Origin of the sequence: Leptotrichia sp. oral taxon 221 (assembly GCF_018128245.1) — a bacterium.
GTDB lineage: Bacteria > Fusobacteriota > Fusobacteriia > Fusobacteriales > Leptotrichiaceae > JABCPH02.
In genome coordinates, this window is sequence record NZ_CP072378.1 from 1560247 (window position 1) to 1586239 (window position 25993).

Genomic DNA, 25993 nt, shown 5'->3' on the forward strand with positions numbered 1-25993 from the left:
GTCTACCTCACTTCTCCTTTATTATTTTTTTCTAAAAGTTGTTTCACTTCCTCTGAAACATATTCTACCAAACCAACTGTTCTAGAATATTCCATCCGTTTCGGACCTATTACCCCCATAACACCTTTAGCATTTCCCAATGTGTAAACCGAAAATACAAACGAGAAATCTTCCAAGCCAGGTATATTCAAATCTTCTCCAAAGATAACATTCACTTCACCATCTTTATATTGCTCTCTTTGAATAAATTGTGAAAATACTGCTCTTAAATCTTTTGGATTATTAAACAATTTCACTCGATCAATTATTTTCATCACATCTGAGACATTGCCTTCTAATAAATTCGAACCCCCTTCAAAAAATAATTTCCCTTCATCTACACCTTTATCTTCCTGAAAACCTTCTGGTACGAATAACTCCGTATTTGTGAAGAATTCTCCTAAATCAGATAGTGTAAATACTTCTTTTTCTCTGATTTTTTCATTCAAAAACCTATTAATATTTTCAACCCCTTCTTCATTCAAAGGCGTTTCCAGATACACACTCAAGTTTTTTGTTAAATATGAATCCATAACTATTACAGCAAGAATAGTCGTATCATTAATATGAACTAACTTTACTTTCTTAATTCCTTCCTGCTTTATAGCTGGCTCCAACACAACTCCTGCATACTGACTAATTTTCGACAGTAGCCTCGATGTCTCTTCAAATATCATATCTATTTGGTTCATTCGTTTATTATACGCTTGTAAAACTTTTGCTTTTTCCTCTTGAGAAATATCTCGTATTTTAATAAGTTCCTCCACATATAATCTGTAACCTTCACTTGTAGGAATTCTTCCAGAAGATGTATGTGTTTTGCTAATCAAACCTTTATCTTCCAAATCAGCCATTGTATTTCTAATTGTAGCTGAAGAAACTCCGATATTGTACTTTTTCTCTAAAGTTCTTGACCCTACACTTTCACCAAATTCGAGATAATGTTTGATTATAGCTTTTAAAATCAACTGTTCTCTTTCATTCATCTCTGTATCCCTTCCTTTTTTTGTTAGCACTCACTAACTCATAGTGCTAATTACAGATATACTATACTACATTTTGAAAAATTTGTCAACACTTTTTTAAAATTTTTTTAAATTTTTTACAAAAAAACTAATCATCTTCAAAAACCTTTAAAAATCAACATCCTAAACAACTCTTAAATTTTATTTTTTTTAAAATTAGTAATTTTTATATAATTTTTTATTTATTTTAATTTTATACTTCATAATTTAAATACTCACCAAACAAAAAAGGATAAGCAAAACCTACCCTTTTTTAAAACTATTCAATTTTAATTATTTATTATTTAACAATTAAAGTTTCTCCAGTCATTTCAGCAGGTTTTTCAATACCTAATAAATCTAACATTGTTGGTGTTAAATCAGCTAATTTACCGTCTGTTCTTAACTTAACGTCTTTCAAGTCATTTGAAATTAAGATGAATGGAACTGGGTTTACAGTATGAGCTGTATGAGGTGCTCCAGTTTCAGGATTTACTAATAAATCAGCATTTCCATGGTCTGCTGTAATTAATACTGCTCCATCTAATTCCAATACTTTGTTAACAATTTGTCCTGTACAGTTATCTACTGCTTGACAAGCTGCCATTACTGCTTCTACATTTCCTGTATGTCCAACCATGTCAGGATTTGCGAAGTTTAATATAACTGTGTCAACTTTACCAGTGTTTAATTCTTCGATTAATCTTTCTTTTACTTTATAAGCACTCATTTCAGGTTGTAAATCATAAGTTGCAACTTTTGGTGAGTCAGATAACAATCTGATTTCTCCTGGATAAGGTTCTTCTTTACCACCATTGAAGAAGAATGTAACGTGTGCATATTTTTCAGTTTCAGCTGTTCTTACTTGAGTTAATCCTGCTTTTGAAACTACTTCTCCAAATCCATTTACGATTTCTTCAGGTGGATATGCTACTGGTGAAGCAAATGTAATATCATATTGAGCCATTGTAACGAAATTAACTTTAGGATAAACTTTTCTTGTAAATCCTGTAAATTCAGGGTCAACAAATGTTCTAGTTAATTGTCTAGCTCTATCAGGTCTAAAGTTTGCGAAGATTACACCGTCTCCATCTTTAATTAATCCATTGTCTTTTGAACCAATTTTTGCTGGTTTTACAAATTCATCTGTAATTCCTTCTGCATAAGAATTTTTGATAGCTTCTTCAGCTGTAGCTGCTACATTTCCTTCTCCTAAAGTCAATGCATTGTAAGCTAATTCTACTCTATCCCAGTTATTATCTCTATCCATTGCGTAGTATCTTCCAACTATTGTTGCAATTTTACCAGCACCTAAATCATCTAATGCTTTTTGTAATTGTGCTAAGTATTCCACTCCACTTTCAGGCGCAGTGTCTCTTCCATCCATAATTGCATGAATGTAAATTTCAGTTAATCCTTTTTTCTTAGCCATGTCAACTAATCCGATTAAATGGTCAATGTGGCAGTGAACTCCACCATCTGAAGTCAATCCAGTGATATGTAATGCTTTTCCATTAGCTTTTGTTGTTTCCATAACATCTGACAATACTTTATTTTCTAAAATTGTTCCTTCTTTAATTGCTTTAGAAATTTTTGGTAACATTTGATAAACTATTCTTCCAGCACCAATATTTGTATGTCCAACTTCTGAGTTCCCAAATTGCCCTTCTGGTAATCCTACAAACTCTCCGTCTGCTCTTAATTCAGTGAATGGGTATTCTTTAACGTATTTGTTAAAATTTATTGGATTAGCCAATTTTACTCCATCAACTTCGTCATTGTGGTGGTTCATTCCCCAACCGTCTAAAATTATTAAAACTACTGGTCTTTTTTTCATTCTAGTTCTTCCTTCCATTTATATTATTAATTACCTGTACATTATACAAATTTTTTAATAATTTATCAAGAAATTTTATACTTTTTTAAAAAAATATTTCAAAAATGTTTGTCTATTGACTAAAAATAAAATCAATGTATAATTAAAATTGGAAATGTTTACTTTCTTTTTGGAAATAAACGACTATCTTGTCTAAGAAAGGAAATTTAATTATGAGAGTTATTATTTTAAAAAATAGCAACGAAACAGCAAAATGGAGCGCTTATCGAATTGCAAAAGAAATGTTAAAATTCAAGCCAACTCCTGAAAAACCTTTTGTTTTAGGTCTACCTACTGGCTCTACACCTTTAAAAACATACAAAGAATTAATCAATTTATATAACGAAGGAATTATTTCATTTGAAAATGTTATTACATTTAATATGGATGAATATGTAGGTTTATCGCCTGATAACGAACAAAGTTATCACTACTTTATGCACGAACATTTTTTCAAATTCATCAATATTAAACCAGAAAATATTAATATTCCAAATGGAATGGCAACTGATTTAGAAGCCGAATGTCAAAGATACGAAGATAAAATAAAATCAGTTGGAGGAATAACTCTGTTTTTAAGCGGAGTTGGAGAAGACGGACACATTGCCTTTAACGAACCAGGATCTTCGCTAAGTTCACGAACTCGTAGTAAAGAACTTACACATGACACAATTTTAGCAAATTCTAGATTTTTTGACCATGATGTTGAAAAAGTTCCAAAATTAGCTTTAACCGTTGGAGTTGGAACACTTTTAGATTCGAAAGAAATTTTGACTATCATTAACGGATACAAAAAATCACAAGCCGCTTATTACGGAATTGAAGGAAGTGTTACTCAAATGTGGACTATTTCTGCATTACAACTACATCGAAAAGCTCTTTTAATCGTTGACGAAGACGCCGTTTCTGATTTAAAAGTAAAAACTTATAGATATTTTAAAGATATTGAATCAAAAAATATTGATTTAGAAAAAATGAAAGAAGAATTATTGACTTTTAAATAAAATTAATAATATGAGAGGAAAATAAAATGATTATAAAAAATGCAATAATTTTTGATGGAGAAAAATTTATAGACAAAAATACTGTTCTCATCGAAGATAAAACTATAAAAAAAATTTTAAATGAAAATGAATTATCACAAAAAGAAATTTCTGACAATGAAATCATAGACATTCAAGGAATGGTTTTGTCACCAGGATTTATTGATTTGCAGTTAAACGGATGTGGCGGTGTATTATTCAATGATGATACGTCTGAAAACGCATTAAAAATTATGAATGAAACTAACAAAAAATTTGGTTGTACATCATTTTTACCAACATTAATCACTTCTCCTGATAATAAAATTCTTAACGCTCTAGAAGTTTTGAAAAATATCGATAATCCAGAAAAAATCGGTGTTTTGGGACTTCACATTGAAGGGCCTTACATAAGTGTTGAAAAAAAAGGAATTCATAGACCTGAATACATTAGAATTTTGTCAGATGAAATTATACAAAAAATTGCAGATTCTGGAAAAGAAATCACTCGATTAATTACGATTGCACCAGAAAAAGCGAAAATTGAACATTTGAAAACTTTGAGAAAAGCTGGAATCAAAATAAATATGGGACATTCAAATGCTACTTATGACCAATGTCTTGAAAAAAAAGAATACTACGATGGAGGAACACACTTATATAATGCAATGAGTCCACTAGAATCGAGAAATCCTGGACTTGTCGGTTTCCTATTTAACGATAATGAATTAAGTGCTGGAATAATTGTGGATGGTTTTCACTCAGAATTTTCTGCTGTCGAAATTGCAAAAAAAATAATGAAAAATCGATTGTATCTAATTACTGATGCTGTAAGCCCTGCTGGAACAACTGGCATGAAAGAATTTATGTTTGAAGGAAATCGTGTTTTATATCAAAATGGTAAATGTATTTCTCCCGAAGGAACACTTGGCGGATCAGCTCTTGTAATGATTGACGGAGTTAAAAATTTAGTTCAAAAAGTCAATCAACCTTTAGAAGAAGCATTAAGAATGGCAACTTCCTATCCAGCAAAATTTATTTCTGTAGAAGAAAGATACGGATACATAAAAGAAGGATTTATCGCCGATTTAACATATTTTGATGATAATTTTAAAATTAAAGGAACTATTTCAAAAGGAAATCTACAAACTTACTAAAATTATCAAAAAATTGTATTTTTACCTTTCATTTAAACAAAAAAATATGATATAATTACTTTGAGAAACAAAATAATTTTGTTTCCTTTTGAATGAAAGGAGAAAAAATGAAGATAAATAACTTCTATCGTTTATTAAAAAATATCGGTATTTTTCGAACATTTAATGAGAAACAAATTGAGAATATTTTTAGTAAAATTCATTATCAAATAAAAGATTATCCTAAAAATGAATTAGTTTTTTTTCGAGGTGACACTATTAATCATATAATTATTATTTTGGAAGGACTTTGCAAAGGAGAAATGCAAAAGCTGAATGGCGATTCAATTGTGATTGATTACATTCCTTCACAGCAAATTGTCGCTCCTGCCTTTATTTTTGGCGATGTAAGCACTTTCCCCGTTGATTTAATCACTGTTGAAAAAACAAAATTGCTTTTTTTAGACAAAAATGATTTTTTAGAACTTTTACAAACTGATAAAACCCTTTTAATAAATTTTATCAACGAAATTTCCAACAAAGGACAATTACTATCAAAAAGAATTTGGTTTAATTTTACAAACAAAACTATCACAGAAAAAATTATTAGCTATGTCAAACAAAATCAAAAAAATGGAATTATCACTTTTTATCCAAATATTTCTGAACTTGCAAAAAAATTTGAAATTACACGACCTTCTTTATCTCGTGAAATTTCTTCACTTTGTAATAAAGGATTTTTGACGAAAATTAGTAATAATCAGTATCGTGTTGATTTATCTGTGATATAAAAAAAGTTCATATAAATTTACAATATTGTTTATATAAAATCAGTTATACTAAGTTAAATATTACTTAACAAAATTTACCAAATTTTAGGAGGATTTATGAAAAAAGATTATGAAAAAAAATACACTACCGAAGAACTAAAAGAAAAATTAACACCTGAACAATTTGAAGTGACACAAAACGAAGGAACTGAAGCACCCTTCAAAAACGAATATTGGGATAATACAGAAAAAGGACTTTACGTAGACATTGTTTCTGGCGAACCTCTATTCACTTCAATGCAAAAATTTGAATCAAGTTGTGGATGGCCAAGTTTTGACGCTACAATTAATCAAGAAAATATGATTTATAAAGAAGATAACAAACTTTCTAGAACTCGTACTGAAGTTAGAACAAAAAGAAGCGATATTCATTTAGGTCATATTTTCAACGACGGACCAACTGAAACAGGAATGAGATTTTGTATGAATTCTGCTGCCTTGAGATTTATTCCATTTGAAGATTTGGAAAAAGAAGGGTATTCAGACTATATTTATTTATTTGAAAATGAAAAATAATTTTTGATTTTTAAAAACAAACATATTTTTAAATTTAAGAGTAAAATTTTTAAAGTTCAATTTAAAATTTCTACTCTTTTTTTATATAAATTTTTACATAAAAAAAATCCAATCTACCGTTCTAACTTAATTTTTGGTTGCCTGTAAATGTTACAGGTGGTAGTTATTTTCACAAAACAGCACAGAATCCGTGCAAAGCTAATGCCGCCGTGATTGACCTGAATCTCTTTTGTAAAGTGATAACCCCATTAAAAAAAGAGTAAAGCCCAAAAATTATATTGTTAGTATCGAATAGACCAGAAATTTCTTTTTATATATGTTTATTTCTTTATCTAACCTTCTGTATTATATCCTTTATATCCAAAATTGTCAAACATTTATTTTCTAATTTTTTATAAATTTTCATTTGTAATAATAGTTCTTAAAACAACTCTTTAAAAAACAAGCCTTTTTTGGTATAATTAATTTATTGAAAAACAAAATTTTATGTACTTATAAATTTTCAAAAACTTTAGTAGAAATAAATAAAATCTGGTAAAACTTGATTTTTTATATAAACAAAAAATGAGTTGTTATTCATTATTTATGGAAATGACTTTTTAAATAAAAATAAAAATCAAAACATAATTAACTTACCAAAATTAAAAAGAAAGGAATCTGAACTATGAAAAAAATTTTTAACGGAAATAAGCAGCCGTCTGATACTTTTAGATTAACTTTTCTACTAAGTATCGTCGGAGGTCTTCTTGATGCTTATACATTTTTAGTACGTGGAAAAGTCCTTGCCAATGCTCAAACAGGAAACATTGTTTATCTGGCTATTTATTTAGGAGAAAGAAATATTAAAAAAGCTATTTTTTATTTATTTCCTATCCTAGCTTTTGGTGCTGGAATCTTCATTTCAGAAGTTATAAGAGGAAAATTAGCACCTAAAAATATTGAAAACGAAAATTATTTCCATTGGCGTCAAATTGGAGTATTTATTGAAATTATCATTTTACTTATTGTCGGATTTATCTCTAAAGGAAAATGGGATCTTTATGTGAATATTATTGTTTCATTTATCGCCGCAATTCAGTACCAAACATTCAAAAAATCAAATGGAGTTGTCATGGCAACAACAATGTGTACTGGGAATTTTAGATCTTCAATGGAACATTTGTATATTTATACAAACACTAAAAACAAAAAGAGTCTACATTTCTTCCTAAAATATATCGGTATGATTCTTTCATTCATTTTAGGAGGTCTTTTATGTGTTTTTCTAGTTAATTTCTTGAACACAATTAATCAATCAGAAAAAGCTGTTTTAGCAGCAATTCCAATTTTACTTTTAGTTTCTTATTTGATGACAAAAAAGAAAATTTAAAATTATATATAAAAAGAGAACGTCAATAATTTGTATAGTTTATATAAATTATTAACGTTCTTATATAACGAGAAAATATTTTCTACTCTCTATTCCGATAAAATTACGGACACTTTCGAATATGTAAAAATTTTTGTGTAAACAAAATAGCAAAGTATTGAATTTACTGAATTCATCTATTAATTTACACAAAATTATAGACATTCTCACACTTCAAAAATAAAAATTAAACTCAACATTTTCTTTTAATACATCTTTTTATTATATCAAACAATCTTATTTAATTTCCAAAATATCCGTCAACTTTTCTACAATATACGTAGCTCCAGCCTCTCTTAAATCCTCCTCTGAACCAAATCCATAAAGTACTCCAATACTATTTATCCCATTTTTATTAGCTCCAATAATATCAAACTTCGTATCACCAACCATAAAAATTTCGTATTCGTCAGTATTTTCTATTTCATTATCTAAAATATATCGAATTATATCAACTTTTTCAGAAAAAGTTCCATCAGCGCTAGATCCTACAACTTTCTCAAAATATTTATCCAATCCAATATTTTTTATTATTTCTTTTGCATGTTTATCGTCCTTCGAAGTCGCTACAAACAATTTACATTTACACGATTCACTTAATGTTTTAATCGTCTCTTCCACTCCTTCGTAAACCTCTATTTCAAACATTCCCTTTTCCGAGTAATATTCCCTAAATACCTCAACCGCCTTTTGAATATCTTTCCCTTCAAAATACAATCCAAATGAGTCATGCAAAGGAGGACCAATAAACGACTTTAAAATCTCTTTCGATGGCGTCAAAACACCCATTTTCTCAAACGCATAATCAAAAGAATTCAAAATCCCTCTACTCGAATTTATAATCGTCCCATCTAAATCTACCAAAAATATTTTCTCTTTCATATCCTCATCTCCCTCTTTTTTACATTTTCTATTTTCCCAAAATTGTATAAAAATTATAATCTTTATCTTTAAGTTTTCCCAAAAGAATATCCGGCTTCAAATTACAAACAAAATTTCCTTTTATTACTATCGCTGTAAAAAAAACCGTCGGATAATCTTTTTTATCTTTTTCCACGTAATCACCTATTGAAACTACTGTTATTTCATCCCCATCCTGATTTTTTAGTATTACCTCAGCCTTTTGCAAATCATCTATTTCACCAATTTTACCATCTAATAATAATTTCTCAAACCTAGTTTCTTCTAAAATCCAATTTTTTAATAACTCAGTATCTTTAACTTTTTGATCTTTAAAATAAAAAACTTTTGTATTATAAATCTTCTTACGAATTAAACCAATTCTAACTATATTTAGAAATAAGTTATTTGAAAAAAAATTAAAATAGAATATTATTACAACTATCAATAAAATACTTTTCTTCAACAGAGATTTTCTTTTCTCTACATTACCTGCCAAATAAATTTTTCTTCTTTTTTCATCTCGCTCCATAGCTTTTATCTTTAATTTTATAGAATAATATGGAAAATATGCTAACATCACTAAATAAAATACCGTATGACTTACAACATTATTTCCATAATATTTTTCAATAAGAAAATTTATTCCCAATATCAAAATTCCTATGATTCTCATTCTTGTTTCATAATCTTTTTCTTTAGCTAGTTCTTTCCATTCCTTCTCTGTATAAGAAAAAATTTTATTTTTCTTCATTTTTTTCCTCTTTCATTAGATAAATTTTAAAATACAATTCTATAATCGCTGAAACTATAAAAATTACTGTATTTATAATTATTTTTATAAAAAAAAAGAAAGTTTAAAACTCTCATTTACAACAACTTATTTTTAAAAGTGGTGCCTAGAAGAAGATTCGAACTTCCGACCCTGCGGGTATGAACCGCATGCTCTAGCCAACTGAGCTATCTAGGCATATTTGGTGGCGGGAGCTGGATTTGAACCAACGACCTTCGGGTTATGAGCCCGACGAGCTACCATGCTGCTCTATCCCGCGACATTTATAATTTTGTATGGTGCCTCGGGCCGGACTTGAACCGGCACGGAATTGCTTCCACAGGATTTTAAGTCCTGTGCGTCTACCGATTTCGCCACCAAGGCATACATTAACTTTATTAACTACATAGATGATTATACACTATTATTTTATTTTTGTCAACAACTTTTTTTATTTTTTTTTGAGGATGAATTATAAGAGTAGTAGAGGGGCTACGGAGGGGCTACGCTACCTAAAATATAACAAAAATTAGGTAAAATTAATTCTGTAATTGATAAAAATAAAAAATATTCAAAAATGATATAAAAAAATATAGATTCAAACTATTATAAATAAAGGCGTAATGTACATTTAGAATTGCAGGCAACCGACAGGCAACCGCCTTTTAAAAAAGCATGAGTAAGTGTTATTTAAGTGAAAGTATGAGGAAAAAGAAAAAAAATTATATTAAGAGATAAGAGAAGGAAAATAACAAGAAAGCTAGTAAAGATAATACATTGAGTTGGTAATAATATAAAAAAAGACCTAGAGCCGTATACCCTAGGTCTTAAAAGGAGTTTATGAAGAAAAAAGTTTTCACTTTTTCTATTGGTCAAGATTATTATACGGTATATCTATTAGAATAAATTATTATTTTAGTATTTTTTATCTTTGTTAGTGAAAAAAGTTAACGAAATTATAAAAATAAGATTAAAAATATAAAAAATTCTAGAAGATTTATTAGTTAAAGAAAAATTTTCAAAAATTTTTTAAAAAATGGTTCTCAAAAAAGAAAAAAAATGTTAAAATTATACGTTGAAGTTTTTATAAGGTAAATTTGATAAATTGATAGTTAATAAAGACTCAATTATTGTTAATTTCTTTGAAAAATGTTGAAGATATAATGAGAATTTACAAAAGGTCTGTTTTATTTTCTTATCGAATTTTCAAATAAATCTAGTAAGTAAGATTTTCAATGTAAATGTAAATTATGAAGTAAGAATAAAAAGAAAAGAGGGAAAATGAAAAAAAATAGAAAAAAAATATTTATAACAGCAATGTTTCTGGCAATGTCTGCGTTTTCATTCGCGGAAGGAGAGGATTATTCAGATTATAAAGCGTTATTAATTGGAGATGAGAATGGGAATATTATAAAAGAAGATAATGCAAATTCAGTTAGACCTTTGGCGTCAATAACAAAAGTTATGACATCGATTTTAACATTTGATAAATTGAAAAATGGGCAAATTTCATATGATGATCAGGTTACAGTTTCGAATAAGGCTTCTAAAATACCTTATGGGATTCAATTAAAAGCAGGTAAACAGTACTCTGTAAGAGATTTATTAAAAGCAACAATCGTAAAATCTTCAAATTCAGCAGCATATGCATTGGCTGAATATGTTGGGGGGGATGTGAATAGTTTTGTTGGACAAATGAACTCGAAAGCAAGACAATTTGGATTAAATTCGTTGAGATATTGTTCGCCTAATGGGTTGCCACCTAGTTATACAGGTTCTTGTATGGATCAAGGAAATGCGAAAGATTTGTATAAATTAGCAACTATAACAGTAAAAGACTATAGTGAATTTTTGGATTTTTCTAAAAATTCAGTTGCGTATATTAGTAATGGAGATACAAAACTTACATCTACAAATACACTTTTAGGGAAAGTTACAGGATTAGATGGATTGAAAACAGGATATCATGATGCAGCGGGATCAAATATTATTTTGACAGCTGATAGAGGCGGAGATAGAGTAATTGCTGTTATTTTGGGATCGAATAAATCTAAAGATAGAAATGCGATTGGAATGAGAGAAATTAATAACTATTACGCAAACGGATATGGAAGAAAAAATAATAACAATACCAATAAAAATGCAAATAACAATACAAATAATAATACAAACAATCCAGAAAAGAAAAGTGGAATCCAAGACTTTTTGGGTTCTTTATTCGGAAATAATCACAAAGATGGACCTAGAAAAATTAGAGTTGTAAGTAAAAGAGATGTTGTTGCCGTCGTTAAAATAGGAAATGAAAAATATAATTTATATCCGACACAAGATATTGAAATAACAGCTACAGAAAAACCTAATTTGACTTATAGTGTTACTTTACAAGATGGAGTAAATAGAGATAGTAGAGGAAAAGTTGTAGGGAAATACACTGCTACAGATGGGAAAATCGAAGTTAGTGGAGATTTAATAATGAGATAAAATATTTTTAAAGAAAGGCAAAAAGATATGTCTATAGGAGTTTTTGATTCAGGAGTAGGTGGCTTAACAGTTTTAAAAGAAATTAGAAAAGTATTACCAAATGAGAAAATTTATTATTTAGGTGATACGGCTAGAGTTCCTTATGGTGAAAAGACAAAAGATTTAATAATAAGATATTCAAAACAGATAGTGGAGTTTTTGCTTGAAAAAAAAGTGAGTGCAATAGTGGTGGCTTGTAATACAGCTACTTCTCTTGCATTAGATGAACTTAACGATACTTTTAAAACGCCAATTATAGGAGTGATTGATGCAGGAGTAAAAACAGCTTTATACACTACAAAAAATAAAAAAATTGGAGTTATCGGTACTAAAGCGACAATAAATTCTAAAAAATATGAAGAAGAAATAAAGAAAAAAGATAATGAGATAGAAGTTTTTTCAAAAGCGTGTCCGTTATTTGTTCCAGCTGTGGAAGAAGGAATTTTAGAAGGGAAATTAATGAACCAAATTGTGAAAACTTATTTAGATGAGTTTGATGGAAAAATAGATTCATTGATTTTAGGATGTACACATTATCCATTGCTAAAAGATGTAATTTCTAAAATTTATCCTGAAATAAATATTGTCGATCCAGCGAAAGAAACTGCTTTAGATTTGGAAAAAATTCTAGAAGAAAATAATTTATTGGAAAATGACGCGGAAAAAGGTAATGAAGTGGAATATTATGTTACTGATGGAGAAGATAAATTTAAAGAAGTTGGAACAATGTTTTTAGGAAAAAATATAAAAAAGGTAAATTTGATTAAGTTGTAGAAAGGCAAAAATGTTTGAGTATATATTTGGAGAATTAAAAGTAAAAAAAGTAGATTATATTGCATTGGATATCAATGGGTTAGCTTATAAAATATACATTTCTTTAAAAACTTTTGAAAAACTAGAAGAAATTGGACAAAAAGAAAAAGTTTACATTCATACAAATGTGAAAGAAGATGATATTTCATTTTATGGATTTAAGACTGAAAATGAGAGAGAATTATTTAAAGCATTGATAAGTATAAGTGGTGTAGGACCTAAATTAGCAATTGCAATATTATCAACATTTAATACAAGAGAAGTAATTGATATCGTGACTGGCGATGAAGCTAAAATATTTACAAGAGTTCCTGGATTAGGAGTGAAAAAGGCACAAAAAATAATTTTAGATTTGAAAGATAAAGTTAAAAAATTAAATATAATTGAAATTGACAACGAAAATAGCAGTATTGCAAATGGTAAATTAATAATTTCAACAACAGAATCTGTTAATAATACAAAATTAATTTTAATGAAGGAAGACTTGAAATTAGCATTGGAATCATTGGGTTATTTGAATGCAGATGTTTCAAAATGGATTTCTGATGAGGAATTATCTGAAATTAATGATTTAGGAGAATCAATAAAAATTATTTTACAAAAAATACAAGAGAAAAAAAAATAATAATCTCTTTAAATATTTTAAGGGGCTATCTCAAAATAATTAAAATTTTAAGACAGCCCCATATTTTTTACTCATTATATTCAAAATCTATTATATCTTTTCTTATATCTCTCATCAAAAATTTTATCACATTATCTGATTCAGATTGAAGCAGAAGAAACAATCTTGCCAATATTTTTCCAACAAAAACTTTTTTAACTTGATCTATCTCATTTAGTGTATGATTTTTTAAGAATTTTATTAACTCATTGGATTCATTGATAATATTATTTATAAAAGTGTTCTCAAATTTCTTGAACCTTTTATCAGAAAGAAATCTTTCATAAATTGTGGAATTTTTATTTATTCGTATTCCATCTTTCTTTTCAGAAGTTGTAGCTCTAGAAAATTGATCATAAATTTCTGCATAAAGCATATCATTTGGGCCTTCAAAAATTGTAAACGGTCTAAAATCAATAGCTACATTACTTATTGGATGTCCAGTTTCAAAACCTTTTGCTCCTAAAAGTTTTTGAGCGATTTGAGCTGCTTTATAAGTATATTCTGTAGCAAGTGTTTTTAGAATATTTGCTTCCATCAATTTATCGGCAACAGATTTTTCTGGTGAAATATTATTGCAAGTATAATTGTACATAATTTTTGATATTTCATACGTATTTTTTATTTCATTCAATTCATTTTGAACAAAATCTATTTCTTTTCTAGCAAAGTTTATTATATTCTTTATAATAAACTCCATAATTCCATGCGTCATTCCTACTAGCTGTAAACGGCTTCTTATGAAAATATTTTGAAATTCTCTGAGACAATTTGCTTTGTTTTCTGAAAGTTTAATAATATTTTTTGCAGGAATATCGGCATCAATGTGATTTACTGCATATCTTACAGCTTTTAAACCTTCTGAATTTAAAACATCATAAGTTATATACTCTCTAGGAACTAATATCAAACTAATTATTTTAGAAATTTTTTCATTCTTTTTTTCTTTAGCGGCAACTAGTAAAAAATCACTTTGTGAGTTTCCTTGCCAATATTTATCAGCCTTAACATGAATTGTATTTTCATCTATATACTCATAATATGACTGCATTTCCTTTGCTATTGCAGATCCAGATGTGTTAGGCTCTGTAATTCCAAGACCTCCACCTTCTCCATTGAATATCATTTCTAGGCCCTTTTCAATTTGCTCTTGATTTCCATATTCAACAAGTGGCTGTAATACCAAGGCTCCTTCAATTCCTGTTCTTAGTGTAATCGGAACACCATAATTTCCAGCTATTCTAAGTACTTCCTGAATTTCAAACTGATTATTTTTTCTTCCTCCAAATTTTTCTGGAAGAAATGGTAATAAAAGTCCACACTTTTTAATATTTTTCCACTTCTCCTCTGATAAATATTTCATCAAATTTATTTTTTCTATATTTCCATTCGAAAAAACTTCATTAAATGCTTTTTTTATATTTGACAAAAATTCTTCTGTATTCATTTTTAACAAATTTTCATTTATAAATTTATTCATATTTTTCCTCCTATTAGTTCTTTATAAACAAAATACTTTGATTATAAAATATTTTGTTTATATAACATGTGTTATTATAGCATAATAGAGAAAAAATAACAATTTATATAATATTATATCTTGTCAAAAATTTAAAAAATTTATAATTTTTTTGAAACACTTCTTGAAACATAGAAATTATCAAATAAATTTATTTTAAAATCAAATTCAGATTTTTAATTTATTTATTCTTACTATTTCTCAATTTTTTCTAATTCTTCTTCCAATTTATCCAACAAACTATCCAATTGTTTAGAAACTGCTTCAATAGTAGATTTTTCAGCTAAATCCACTCCTGCTTTCTTCAATTGATTCATCGGAAAATCACTACCACCTGAACTCAATAATTCAATATATTTTTTAAGTGCTTCTTTTCTCACATTTTCATCTTCATTTTTTATAACTTTATCATACAAAATTGCCGAAGATGCGAAACAAGTTGCGTATTGATACACATAAAATGGTGAATTAAAGAAATGTGGTACCCTTGCCCAAAAAATATTCAATAATTCATCTTTTTCAATTCCATCGCCATAATAAGCATCAAACAAATCTTCTGTTATCTTACTCAAAACGTCAGCTGTTATAGGTTGTCCTGTTTCTGCTAATTTATGTGCTTGATATTCATAATCAGCCAATAGTGCTTGAAAATAGAATGTTCCTGTAATATTTCCAATTTCTTGCTCTAATAAAGCGATTTTCTCGGCAGAATCACTCGTTTTTTCCAACATATAATCTAGCAATAATCTCTCATTAAATGTCGATGCAACTTCTGCTACAAAAATTGTATAATCTGACATTGAAAATGGTTGATTTTCTTGGGAATAAAGCGTATGTAATGTGTGTCCCAACTCATGTGCCAACGTAAACACACTATCCAGCGTCTTATTATAATTCAAAAGCATATATGGATGAACCCCGTAAACTCCTGCTGAATAAGCTCCTGGTCTTTTTCCTTTTGTCTCAAATACATCTAACCAACCTTCAGATATCGCCTTTTCCATTTTAGAAACATAATCTGCCCCTAAAGGTTTAACTGAATTCAAAACAATATTTTTCGCATCATTGTACTCATATTCCTTATCAAATTCAATTAAATTTATCGAACCATCATAATTGTGATATTCTTTCAATCCTAATACTTTCTTTCTCAAATTTATATATCTTTTCAATGGTGCAGTATTTTCTTTTGCAGTATTAATCAAATTCAAATAAATACTCTCAGGAATATTATCCTCTTCCAAAGCACTCAATAAAAATGAATCATATTTATAAGCCTTCGTTTTCGCAATATTTTTTTGCAAAATTGAATTATACACAGCCGCAATTGTATTTTTTCTTCTATTGTAAACACCATAATGACTTTCAAACATTAATTTTCTATCTTCTTGATTTCTATTCACATGAACTTGTTTTCCATAATTAGCAGCTGTTGCTTCGATTTTCTCTCCCGACGACAATTCTACTTCTGGCCATTGAACATCACTAACTGTAATTTCTGAATAAATTGTTCTTGGAGTTGAAAAATATGAGCTAAAATACGAAAGTAATTTACTTTTTTCCTCATCCAAAACATGACTTTGCAATCTAAATAAATTTTCCAATCCAAATCTATAATCTGAAAACTCCTCTTTTTGAATCCATTTTTCAATATTTTCTCTATTTTCGATTAATTCAGAATTAACCCACGAAAGCCCTGTCGATATTTCTGCAAACAAAAATTGTATCTTTTGTAAATTTTCTGTTGCCTCTTTATCCAACAAATTCAAATCTCGTGCCAATTGCGGATATCTATACAATTTATACGAAATTTTATCCAATTCCTCTTGCTTCTTCAAAAATTTCAATAAATTTTCTTCCTTCCCAAAATTCCCTTTATATCCAACCAACTCTTTCTCAATTTCCTTCATTTTCTCAAAATCTTCATTCCATTTTTCATAATTTTCATAAATATCATTCAAATTCCATTTATACTCTTTTGCAATATCTTTTCTTTCCATCAATTTTTACAAAACTTTTCACAAATCTTTTGATTCTGTTATTCAGTTTTTCTCCTTTCCCATTTTTGCTATTTCATTTTTTATTCTTTTTATCATTTTTACTATTTTCACCATCAATATTTATTTGTTTTCATTAATCTCTATCCGAAAATTTCACAATTAAAAAATATATAATCGCTAACGGAATAATCCATCCCGCCACAGACATAAACGCATAAAACGCCACCTTCAATAACGCAATTATCGCAACAACTGCTACTGCAAATCCTATCGCTTTTAAAATCAATTCTAAATTACTTTTTGGTGTTACATCTTTCATATTTCCTACTCCTTTTCTTGATTCTTAATCTTTATTTCCTATTAAAATATTCCAAATTTATCCAATCAAAATCATATTCCCCTCATCTTGATTCTATATTTTAACTCTCTGAGCTACTTCTACTAAATATATTTTTTCACCAACAATCTTTCCTTCCCCTTCTTCGTTTCTCCTTTGTCTGAAAATAACTTATACTTTCCAAATCCTCTAATCGTAATTAAACTACCAATCTCAATCATTTTAGATTTATCCTTTTCCTCCGCATAATCAATCAAAACTTTTCCTCTTTCAATCGGCTCCACAACCTTATTTCTGGATAAATTCGTTATCGCTGAAACAATACTATCAAGCCTCTTCGATGGCACTGTAATCAATTTATCATCATAATTATAGCTTGGTAACTCTTCAATTTTTTCAACTTCCACAATTTCAATTTCACACGGAGCTCTCCCGATCTGCTTCAACTCCACCAAAATTATATCCACAATCTTGCTAGAAACAGGAATATAACCAATCCCATTTTCAAGAATCAAATCTCCCATCAATTCCCGCTTTATATTAAGTCCCATCAAGCTTCCAAGAAAATCTTTATGCTGATATTCCTTAAATTTTGAATTTATTGATATTTTTAACAATTTACATGGAAAATCCAAAAGCTCAGTATTTTCAACATCTTCAGTCATAAAGCTATCTGGCACAAACGCAATTTGTCTCCTATCGCTATCCTCAAAAATTCCATTAGTAATTACATTTAATCCATTCATCTTCTTCTGAAATTTCTTCCAAAAATTTGGCGTATAAAATTCCTCAGTAAAACTTATTATTTCATACTCACTAGCCATTTCATATGCATTAAAAATCTTACTTGCCAAATGCTCTGATTCTTTCGGAAATTGCTTCAAAAACATTTCTTTTTTCATTTTCCCCTCCTTTTTCACATTTTTTATTTAATTAATTCCATCAAATTATAAATTCCACTAAATTTCATTCACAACCTTCAAATTATCAAAATCAACATTTTTATCTTTTTCTTCATTCCTTCTAACTCGCTCAAATTCCTCATATTCCTTAATCAATTTCCCCAATTTCCCAATAACATAAGCTACCACTCCAATATCATCTCCAAATCCTAAAACTGGTATAATGTCAGGCACAGCATCAAGTGTCGTAATCACATACACAATTGCTCCAACAATTTTCAACTTATCAGCCGTAGAAATCTCAAATTCTCCCTTCAAATTTGCTCTCATCATTCTAACCAACAAAGCAAATTTATTCCCAATTTCTCCTAAATTCCCTTTTAAATTATTTGCCTTTTTCAATTGTTCCAACGTAATTTTTGTTTTTTTATAACCTTCATAAAATTTTTTTGCCTTTCTTATCATCTCAAAACTCCTCCCAAAATATCATTTTCAACATTTCCATAATCTTGAAATCAATCGTATTTTATCACATAAAATTCATTTTTTCTATATGAAAATCTTGTTAAAATGTAGTCAAAAATAAAAAATATACCTGTTTGTAAAGATTCTAATCACTCTACTAAACAAGCATATTTCCATATTTATATTTCAAAACAATTCTACAAAAATTTTATTTAACAAATCATTAATAACTTTTCTACTACTTTTGATTTTCGATTTGAGGCGGATTTCCTTCTGGTCTTCTAGGTCCTCTTTTTCCAATTCTATCTAAAATTTCTACTAATTCTTCTCTTTCATTAGCTGTTAATTTTCCTGTCTTCAATTTTGTTTTTAATTCTTCTACTCTTTTTTCTCTTTTTTCAAATTCTGCCTTCATTTTTGTTTCATCTGGTTTTATTGGATTCCCATTCGCATCTTTCGGTGGTTCTTTATCAAATTTTCTTTCAGGTTTTTTCCCATCTTTTGGTGGTTTGCAGTCCTTATGCGGTCTACCTTTTCTACTTAAAATCTCAATTATTTCTTCTGATTCGCTTGATGTCAAATTTCCTGTCTTCAATTTTGTTTTCAAATCTTCTATTCTTTTTGCTCTTTGTTCAAATTCTGCCTTCATTTTTGTTTCATCTGGTTTTATTGGATTTCCATTCGCATCTTTCGGTGGTTCTGGACATTGCTCATTTTGTACTGGAATTTTATTTTTACTCTCCTTCAACGTTGTCGTCCCTGCAAATACTGATAATGACGCTAATAAAGCCATTCCCATAATTCCTTTTTTACTAATATTTTTCATAATTTTTTCCTCCATATTCTTCTGATACTACAAATTAAATTTCATAGTATATCTTCTTTTATTTTTTAGCGTTCCTCTCGAACAAATATATAGTACCATTTAATTTTGACAAAATTATGTTTTAATTATGAAATTTTTGTGTTTTTTTATATTTTTTTTGATAATATGATCATAAAATATATTTTAATTACGATTATTTTTTAATTATTGAAACTATTGAAATAATTTAACCAAAAATATTTTTTATCTAAAAAATTAATAAAAAACTAGAAAATCCAATCTTAATTTTACCATTTATTTAAATTTCGTAATACAAGTTTTCTTTTGGATTGATTGTTAATCTAGAAAATAGTTTATTAGCACATTTCTTACCAAAATAAAAACCCTCGGAAACATTGATTTCCAAGGGTATATAAAATAATACAATTATCTTTTTGAAAATTGAGGACTTCTTCTGGCTTTCTTTTTCCCATATTTTTTTCTTTCAACCATTCTTGAATCCCTAGTTAAGAATCCTGCTTCTTTTAAAGCTCCTCTTAATTCAGCATCAGCTTCTAATAATGCTCTTGAAACACCGTGTCTAATAGCTCCTGCTTGACCTGTATTTCCTCCACCGTTTACATTAACTCTTACTCCATATTTATTTAAAGTTTCTGTTAATTCTAAAGGTTGTTCAACTATTTTAGCTAATAATTCTCTTCCACCAAAATAATCTCTCATTTCTTTTCCATTTATTACTACTCCAGTTTCACCTGGGATTAATCTTACTCTTGCTACTGAAGTTTTTCTTCTTCCAGTTCCTAAATATTGAATTCTTTCTGCCACGAAATCTTACCTCCTATAACTCTATTCTTTCTGGTTTTTGAGCTGCATGTGTATGCTCATTTCCAACATAAATTTTTAATCTACCGATCATTTGGCTACCTAATTTATTTTTAGGTAACATTCTTTCAACAGCTTTTCTGATTACTTCAGTAGGTTGTTTTGCTAACATTTCTTCTAATGATCTAGTTTTTAATCCTCCTGGATATCCACTATGTCTGTAGTATTTTTTAGCTAATAATTTGTTACCAGTAACTGCGATTTTTTCAGCGTTTGTTACTACAACAAAATCTCCACCGTCAACATGTGGTGTGTAACTAACTTTATGTTTACCCATTAATTTAACAGCGATTTCAGCCGCTAATTTTCCTAATATTTTTCCTTCTGCATCTATTTCATACCAGTTTCTTACAACTTCTTCTTTTTTTTGCATTACAGTGTATCTATTCACTATTTTATCCTCCTAAATTTATTTCTTTTATCTTTTCGGATAACGGTCCTTTGTGGGAAAGGCTCTCATATTAGTTAATTATATATTATTTTCTCGTAGTTGTCAAGTAAAATTACTTGATACATTATATTTTTTTAATCGAAGTGTATCATGTAATTGATTACTTCACTAAAAAACATAGTAAAAACAATAACTTAAAGTTAAGAAATATCGTTTTTACTATGTAAAATTTAAAAATCTTATTCCACAATTGCTTCCACAACTTCATCTAAAGTAAATTTCGAAAAATACTCACCAATATTTACTTCTTTTAAACGTTCTCTTATCGCTTCTGGCGTATATTTCGCTCCCACTAAAAGATTTTCCAATTCTGTTAAATCCTCATTCATTCCAAAGAAATCTCCATAAAATTTAATACTTTTTATCTTCGAATTTTCAACATCTGCAAATATTTGAATTCGTCCATTTTTAAATCTTTCTCCTCGAGTTATATTAAATTCTGGCGACTCTCCGTAATTCCATTCCCAGCTTCTTTTAATTTCAGCTCTTTTTGCAATATAATCCAACTCTTCCTTACTAAAAACATATTCTTTCATATCTGGATACTGTTTTTTCATATATTCCATAATTTTATCACCAAATTCTTCAACTGTAATCGGAGTTTTCAAATGAGGCAATATATTTGTAACTCTACTTCTAACAGATTTTACACCTTTTGACTCAATTTTGTCTTTAGAAACTTTCAAAGCATTTCCCAAAGCACTAAAATCAACGTTAAATAAAAGACAACCATGATGCATCACTCTATCTTTTATGTAAGCCTGTGCATTTCCACAAAACTTTTGCCCATCAATTTCCAAATCATTTCTTCCAGTAAACTCAGCTTTTACGCCTAATTCTGCCAATGTTTCAATTATTGGTTTTGAAAATTCTTTAAAATTGAATCCTTCTTGATTTTTATCTCTGTTAGAAATAATCGTATAATTCAAATTATTCAAATCGTGATAAACTGCTCCTCCACCAGAAATTCTACGAATTACATGAATCCCTTTTTCTCTTGTATATTCCGTATTAATTTCCTCAATCGTATTCTGATACTTCCCAACAATTATCGAAGGCTCATTTATCCACAACAAAAATATTTCGTCTTCATCCCTTAAATTTTTGAAGCAATATTCTTCTAAAGCAATATTAAATGCGGTATCATGAGTTTTACTAATGTAATAAATCATAGTAACTAGTCCTCTTTCATTCTATTTTTTCTTTTTAGGTAAATGAACAGCTTCTCCTAAAACATCTGCACATGCTTCAAACAATGCTTCTGAATAAGTAGGGTGTCCGTGTATTGTCTTAATTACTTCATCAACTGTAATTTCCATTTTCATTAATGTTGCAGCTTCGTTAATGATTTCAGCAGCTGAAGGCCCTACAATATGAACTCCTAAAATTTCTCCATATTTTTTATCAGCAATAACTTTTACAAATCCAGCAGATTCCCCTGATGCCAACGCTCTTCCATTTCCTACAAATGCAAATTTTCCTACACTTATATCGTATTTTTCTTTAGCTTGTTCTTCTGTCAATCCAACCATTGCTACTTCTGGTACAGTATAAATTGCTGATGGTATAGTATAAATTGAAGCTGAAGAATTTGTTTCTAATCTTGTTGCTCTGTGGTTTCCTTGAATTGCATTTTCTGCTGCAATTTCTCCCATTCTAAATGCCGCATGAGCCAACATTCTAGTTCCATTAATATCTCCAGGCGCATAAATACCTTTAACGCTAGTTTCCATATATTTATCCACTTTAACTTTACCATTTTCCAATTCTAAGTCAATTTCTCCAATTCCTTCTAAATCAGGCACTCTTCCAATTGACAACAATGCTTTTTCAGCCACAATATCATCTTTTCCATCAACTTTAATTGTTAATGTATCTCCATTATCAACAATTTCCTTAATTGCAGTTGAAGTCAAGATTTTCATTCCTTTTTTCTCTAATTCTTTTCTCAATGTTTCAGAAGATTCCCTATCCACACCAGGAATAATTCTATCCATCATTTCCACAACAGTTACTTCTGAACCAAATGAATTAAACACTTGTCCCAACTCAATTCCAACTACTCCTCCACCAATTACAGCTAATGATTTAGGAATTTGTTGAATATCTAAAATATCATCACTTGTCAATACTTTTGGACTGTCAATTCCTGGAATATTGATTCTTCCTACTTTTGAACCACCTGCTAAAATGATTTTATCAGTTCTCAATACTGTTTCACCTTTATCATTTGTAACAACAACATCTTTATCAACATTTATTTTTCCAATACCGTTATAGATTTTAACATCATTACTCTTCAATAATCCTTGAACTCCATTTGTCAATGTTTTTACGATATCATTTTTCAATTTAACAACTTTTGGCATATCGATTGTGAATTTATCGTTTTCCAAGATAATTCCTCTTTTTCCTGCCATTTCGATTCCTTCGATAATTTCAGCATTTTTCAAGAATGTTTTCGTAGGAATACATCCTTTATTCAAACAAGTTCCTCCAAAGTGAACTTTTTCCACAATCGCTACTTTTCCACCTAATTGTGCTGCTTTAATTGCCGCTACATATCCTGCAGGTCCTCCACCGATTACAACTACATCAAATTCATCGTCACCTTTTGGTGCTTTTGGTTCATTTGAAGTTGAAGCTGCTGGTTGAGCTGCTGCCACTGATTCTGTTGCTTTTGGTTCTGGTGCCGCTTGAGGTGCTGCTCCTGTTGGTGCTTCTTCTCCTTCAGCTCCAATATATCCAATAACTTCTGTAACTGGCACAGTTTCTCCATCCTGTTTTAACACTTTAATTAAGTATCCTGAAGCCTCTGCCTCCAATTCCATACTTGTTTTATCAGTCATTATTTCAAGTAAGATTTCTCCCTCTTCTACTTTTTCCCCTTCTTTTTTGTTCCATTTCACGATTTGCCCTTCTGTCATATCTATTCCAGCTTTAGGCATAATTACTTCTACTGCCATTTATTTCACTTCCTTTATTTTATTTAATGGTATTTATAGTATTTCAAATTTTCTAAATTAACATTGCCAATGGATTTTCCAATAATTTCTTCAAATCTTGCATAAATTTAGCTCCAGCAAGTCCATCCACAACTCTATGGTCAATTGTTAAACACATTGTCATTATTGGTCTAATTACAATCTCTCCATCTACAACTACTGGTTTTTCAACTGTCGCAGCAACTCCTAAAATTGCTGAATTTGGTTGATTTATAATCGGATTGAAACTTTGCGTTCCAAACATTCCCAAATTACTAATTGTAAACGTACTTCCACTTTGTTCAGAAGGACTCAATTTCATTGCCAACGCCTTTTTAATAATATCTTTAGACGCAACTACCAATTCACTCAATGACATTTTATCAGCACCTTTAATTACAGGCACCAAAAGTCCATCGTCCATTCCAACAGCAATTGATAAATTTACATAATTATGTAATGTAAGTTGTGTTCCATCTGCAGACAATTCAGAATTTACATATTTGTGTTTCATTAATGTTTTAACTACAGCAAACGAAATTAAATCTGTTACAGTTATCTTTTTACCTGTATTTTCCATAATTGTATCCATAACTTTTTTTCTCAATGAAATTAATTCTGTCATATCAACTTCATAATTTAATGTAAATGTAGGTGCCGTAAAGTAACTGTCTGACATTCTTTTTGCAATTACTTTTCTCATTGGCGACATTGGAATAACTTCAATATCAGCTTCTTCCACTTGTTCTTTTTCAGCCAATATCGCTTTTTCATGTCTTGCCAATTCTTCAGTTTCTTTCGGTTTAGCAATGATATTCAAAATATCTTCTTTCATTATCTTCCCGTTATGTCCGCTACCTTCTACTGTACTCAAATCAATATTGTATTCTTGTGCTATTTTACTAGCCAACGGAGTAATTCTCACTTTTTTCTCAAAATTAAATTCTTCCACATCTTCTTTATGAATTCTACCTTTAGCTCCACTGCCTCTAACATTTAACAAATCTATTCCCATCATTTTAGCTAAATCTCTCGCAGCGGGTGTAGCTCTCAATTTGCTATTTTCCATCTTATATTTCACCTTCTACTATTGTTTATTTTTTACTTTTCTAATTGCCTCAACAATTTTTTCAACACTCGGAACCATCGCTGTTTCTAAAGTATGATTATATGGCATAGGCACGTCTTCTCCAGCCAATCTCACAATTGGATGATCCAAATAATCAAATGCATCACTTTCTGAAATAATTGCTGAAATTTCCCCAATAAATCCACTTGTTTTATGAGCATCATTCACTAAAATAACTCTTCCTGTTTTCTTAACTGAATCCAAAATTATTTCTTTATCTAATGGTATCAATGTTCTAGGATCCACCACTTCCACGCTAATTCCTTCTTCAGCCACTATTTCTGCTGCCTTCAATACTCTTTCAAGCATTCTTCCGTAACTTACTATTGTAATATCCGTACCTTCTCTTTTTATTTCTCCCTTTCCTAAAGGAATAACAAATTCAGGATCTGTTGGAACTTCACCTTTCATATTATATTGCGCCTTATATTCCAAGAAAATTACTGGATTATTATCTCTAATGGCTGCTTTCAATAACCCTTTCACATCTGCAGGTGTTCCAGGTGCAACTACTTTCACTCCAGGAATATGCGTAAACCAAGCCTCCAATGATTGCGAATGTTGTGCTGCTGAACCTACTCCACTTCCTGCCGCACATCTAAATGTCACTGGTACTCTTCCTTTTCCACCAAACATATATCTAGTTTTAGCCGCCTGATTTACAATATTATCCATCATATACACGATAAAATCCATAAATGTTACGTCTACAATTGGTCTTAAACCTGTCATTGCCGCTCCAATAGCTGCTCCTGAGATTGCTGATTCTGAAATAGGCATATCCTTAATTCTCTCTTCTCCAAATTCTTCCAACATTCCTACCGAAGTACCAAAATCTCCTCCGAATATTCCAACATCTTCTCCCATAAGAAATACATTTTCATCTCTTCTCATTTCTTCTGACATTGCTGTAATTATTGCCTCTTTTACAGACATTAATTTTGTCTCCATATTTATTTTTTCCTCCCAGTTTTTATCTCTTCTTTTTAAAATTTCTA

General features: G+C 29.4%; 24 protein-coding genes, 3 tRNA genes and 1 other RNA gene. 8 read left to right on the top strand and 20 right to left on the bottom strand.

Annotation, left to right across the window (positions count from 1 at the left end):
* Positions 1 to 2: 2 nt before the first annotated feature.
* The gene (gene hrcA / locus J4863_RS06885) at positions 3 to 1025 is read right to left on the bottom strand and encodes a heat-inducible transcriptional repressor HrcA (RefSeq protein ID WP_211618049.1); all 1023 of its coding nucleotides are present in this window, start codon (positions 1023 to 1025) and stop codon (positions 3 to 5) included.
* 319 nt (positions 1026 to 1344) lie between these two features.
* Positions 1345 to 2880 carry a 2,3-bisphosphoglycerate-independent phosphoglycerate mutase gene (gene gpmI / locus J4863_RS06890; protein WP_211618050.1) on the bottom strand — a complete coding sequence of 512 codons (1536 nt, stop codon included), beginning with the start codon at positions 2878 to 2880 and terminating at the stop codon, positions 1345 to 1347.
* 212 nt (positions 2881 to 3092) lie between these two features.
* Here gpmI and nagB point away from each other — a divergent pair, with 212 nt between their 5' ends.
* The 4 genes from nagB (at position 3093) to msrB (ending at position 6423) form a co-directional block, all read left to right on the top strand.
* A complete protein-coding gene (nagB, locus tag J4863_RS06895; protein ID WP_211618051.1) occupies positions 3093 to 3923 on the top strand; it encodes a glucosamine-6-phosphate deaminase in 831 nt (276 codons plus the stop codon).
* A gap of 26 nt (positions 3924 to 3949) precedes the next feature.
* Positions 3950 to 5098, top strand: a complete 1149-nt coding sequence (gene nagA, locus J4863_RS06900; protein ID WP_211618052.1) for an N-acetylglucosamine-6-phosphate deacetylase — start codon at positions 3950 to 3952, stop codon at positions 5096 to 5098.
* A gap of 107 nt (positions 5099 to 5205) precedes the next feature.
* The gene (locus J4863_RS06905; RefSeq protein ID WP_211618053.1) at positions 5206 to 5868 is read left to right on the top strand and encodes a Crp/Fnr family transcriptional regulator; all 663 of its coding nucleotides are present in this window, start codon (positions 5206 to 5208) and stop codon (positions 5866 to 5868) included.
* 96 nt (positions 5869 to 5964) lie between these two features.
* Positions 5965 to 6423 (top strand): peptide-methionine (R)-S-oxide reductase MsrB, encoded by a 459-nt coding sequence (gene msrB, locus J4863_RS06910; RefSeq protein ID WP_211618054.1) that lies wholly within the window; start codon positions 5965 to 5967, stop codon positions 6421 to 6423.
* A gap of 101 nt (positions 6424 to 6524) precedes the next feature.
* Here the strand turns inward: msrB and ssrS are convergent.
* A non-coding RNA gene (gene ssrS, locus J4863_RS06915) (6S RNA) lies at positions 6525 to 6729 on the bottom strand.
* Between the two features lie 358 nt (positions 6730 to 7087).
* Between ssrS and J4863_RS06920 the strand changes: the two genes are divergently transcribed.
* On the top strand, positions 7088 to 7792 hold the full coding sequence (locus tag J4863_RS06920) for a YoaK family protein (protein ID WP_211618055.1): 705 nt from the start codon (positions 7088 to 7090) through the stop codon (positions 7790 to 7792).
* Positions 7793 to 8068: 276 nt separating this feature from the next.
* Here J4863_RS06920 and J4863_RS06925 read toward each other — a convergent pair whose 3' ends face one another.
* The 5 genes from J4863_RS06925 to J4863_RS06945 all read right to left on the bottom strand — a co-directional run bounded on the left by J4863_RS06925 (position 8069) and on the right by J4863_RS06945 (position 9887).
* Entirely contained in the window at positions 8069 to 8713 is a 645-nt protein-coding gene (locus tag J4863_RS06925) for an HAD hydrolase-like protein (protein ID WP_211618056.1), read from the bottom strand.
* A 28-nt stretch (positions 8714 to 8741) separates the two neighbouring features.
* Complete coding sequence (locus J4863_RS06930; protein WP_211618057.1) at positions 8742 to 9485, bottom strand: hypothetical protein; 744 nt, start codon at positions 9483 to 9485, stop codon at positions 8742 to 8744.
* A 139-nt stretch (positions 9486 to 9624) separates the two neighbouring features.
* Positions 9625 to 9701: transfer RNA gene (locus tag J4863_RS06935), tRNA-Met, on the bottom strand.
* 5 nt (positions 9702 to 9706) lie between these two features.
* Positions 9707 to 9783 (bottom strand) — tRNA-Met (locus J4863_RS06940).
* Between the two features lie 17 nt (positions 9784 to 9800).
* Positions 9801 to 9887, bottom strand: a tRNA-Leu gene (locus J4863_RS06945).
* A gap of 897 nt (positions 9888 to 10784) precedes the next feature.
* Here J4863_RS06945 and J4863_RS06950 point away from each other — a divergent pair.
* From J4863_RS06950 to ruvA, 3 genes are read left to right on the top strand one after another with little or no spacing between them, the layout of a single operon-like run.
* Entirely contained in the window at positions 10785 to 11984 is a 1200-nt protein-coding gene (locus J4863_RS06950; RefSeq protein ID WP_211618058.1) for a D-alanyl-D-alanine carboxypeptidase family protein, read from the top strand.
* Positions 11985 to 12011: 27 nt separating this feature from the next.
* On the top strand, positions 12012 to 12797 hold the full coding sequence (gene murI, locus J4863_RS06955; protein ID WP_211618059.1) for a glutamate racemase: 786 nt from the start codon (positions 12012 to 12014) through the stop codon (positions 12795 to 12797).
* A gap of 10 nt (positions 12798 to 12807) precedes the next feature.
* Positions 12808 to 13461 carry a Holliday junction branch migration protein RuvA gene (gene ruvA / locus J4863_RS06960; protein WP_211618060.1) on the top strand — a complete coding sequence of 218 codons (654 nt, stop codon included), beginning with the start codon at positions 12808 to 12810 and terminating at the stop codon, positions 13459 to 13461.
* 67 nt (positions 13462 to 13528) lie between these two features.
* Here ruvA and J4863_RS06965 read toward each other — a convergent pair whose 3' ends face one another.
* The 12 genes from J4863_RS06965 to J4863_RS07020 form a co-directional block, all read right to left on the bottom strand.
* A complete protein-coding gene (locus tag J4863_RS06965; protein WP_211618061.1) occupies positions 13529 to 14980 on the bottom strand; it encodes an acyl-CoA dehydrogenase family protein in 1452 nt (483 codons plus the stop codon).
* A 233-nt stretch (positions 14981 to 15213) separates the two neighbouring features.
* Positions 15214 to 17019, bottom strand: a complete 1806-nt coding sequence (pepF, locus tag J4863_RS06970; RefSeq protein ID WP_249111497.1) for an oligoendopeptidase F — start codon at positions 17017 to 17019, stop codon at positions 15214 to 15216.
* Positions 17020 to 17152: 133 nt separating this feature from the next.
* Entirely contained in the window at positions 17153 to 17338 is a 186-nt protein-coding gene (locus tag J4863_RS06975; protein WP_211618063.1) for a hypothetical protein, read from the bottom strand.
* A gap of 122 nt (positions 17339 to 17460) precedes the next feature.
* Positions 17461 to 18258, bottom strand: a complete 798-nt coding sequence (locus J4863_RS06980; RefSeq protein WP_211618064.1) for an RNA-binding protein — start codon at positions 18256 to 18258, stop codon at positions 17461 to 17463.
* A gap of 57 nt (positions 18259 to 18315) precedes the next feature.
* Entirely contained in the window at positions 18316 to 18723 is a 408-nt protein-coding gene (locus tag J4863_RS06985) for a YkvA family protein (protein WP_211618065.1), read from the bottom strand.
* Positions 18724 to 18961: 238 nt separating this feature from the next.
* A complete protein-coding gene (locus tag J4863_RS06990) occupies positions 18962 to 19549 on the bottom strand; it encodes a hypothetical protein (RefSeq protein ID WP_211618066.1) in 588 nt (195 codons plus the stop codon).
* Positions 19550 to 19975: 426 nt separating this feature from the next.
* Positions 19976 to 20374 (bottom strand): 30S ribosomal protein S9, encoded by a 399-nt coding sequence (gene rpsI / locus J4863_RS06995; protein WP_211618067.1) that lies wholly within the window; start codon positions 20372 to 20374, stop codon positions 19976 to 19978.
* A 13-nt stretch (positions 20375 to 20387) separates the two neighbouring features.
* Positions 20388 to 20822, bottom strand: a complete 435-nt coding sequence (gene rplM / locus J4863_RS07000; RefSeq protein ID WP_211618068.1) for a 50S ribosomal protein L13 — start codon at positions 20820 to 20822, stop codon at positions 20388 to 20390.
* 239 nt (positions 20823 to 21061) lie between these two features.
* Positions 21062 to 22054 (bottom strand): lipoate--protein ligase, encoded by a 993-nt coding sequence (locus J4863_RS07005; RefSeq protein ID WP_211618069.1) that lies wholly within the window; start codon positions 22052 to 22054, stop codon positions 21062 to 21064.
* 21 nt (positions 22055 to 22075) lie between these two features.
* Positions 22076 to 23848 carry a dihydrolipoyl dehydrogenase gene (gene lpdA / locus J4863_RS07010; protein WP_211618070.1) on the bottom strand — a complete coding sequence of 591 codons (1773 nt, stop codon included), beginning with the start codon at positions 23846 to 23848 and terminating at the stop codon, positions 22076 to 22078.
* Between the two features lie 52 nt (positions 23849 to 23900).
* On the bottom strand, positions 23901 to 24935 hold the full coding sequence (locus J4863_RS07015) for a dihydrolipoamide acetyltransferase (RefSeq protein ID WP_211618071.1): 1035 nt from the start codon (positions 24933 to 24935) through the stop codon (positions 23901 to 23903).
* Between the two features lie 18 nt (positions 24936 to 24953).
* Positions 24954 to 25946, bottom strand: a complete 993-nt coding sequence (locus tag J4863_RS07020) for an alpha-ketoacid dehydrogenase subunit beta (protein ID WP_026239115.1) — start codon at positions 25944 to 25946, stop codon at positions 24954 to 24956.
* Positions 25947 to 25993: the final 47 nt, after the last annotated feature.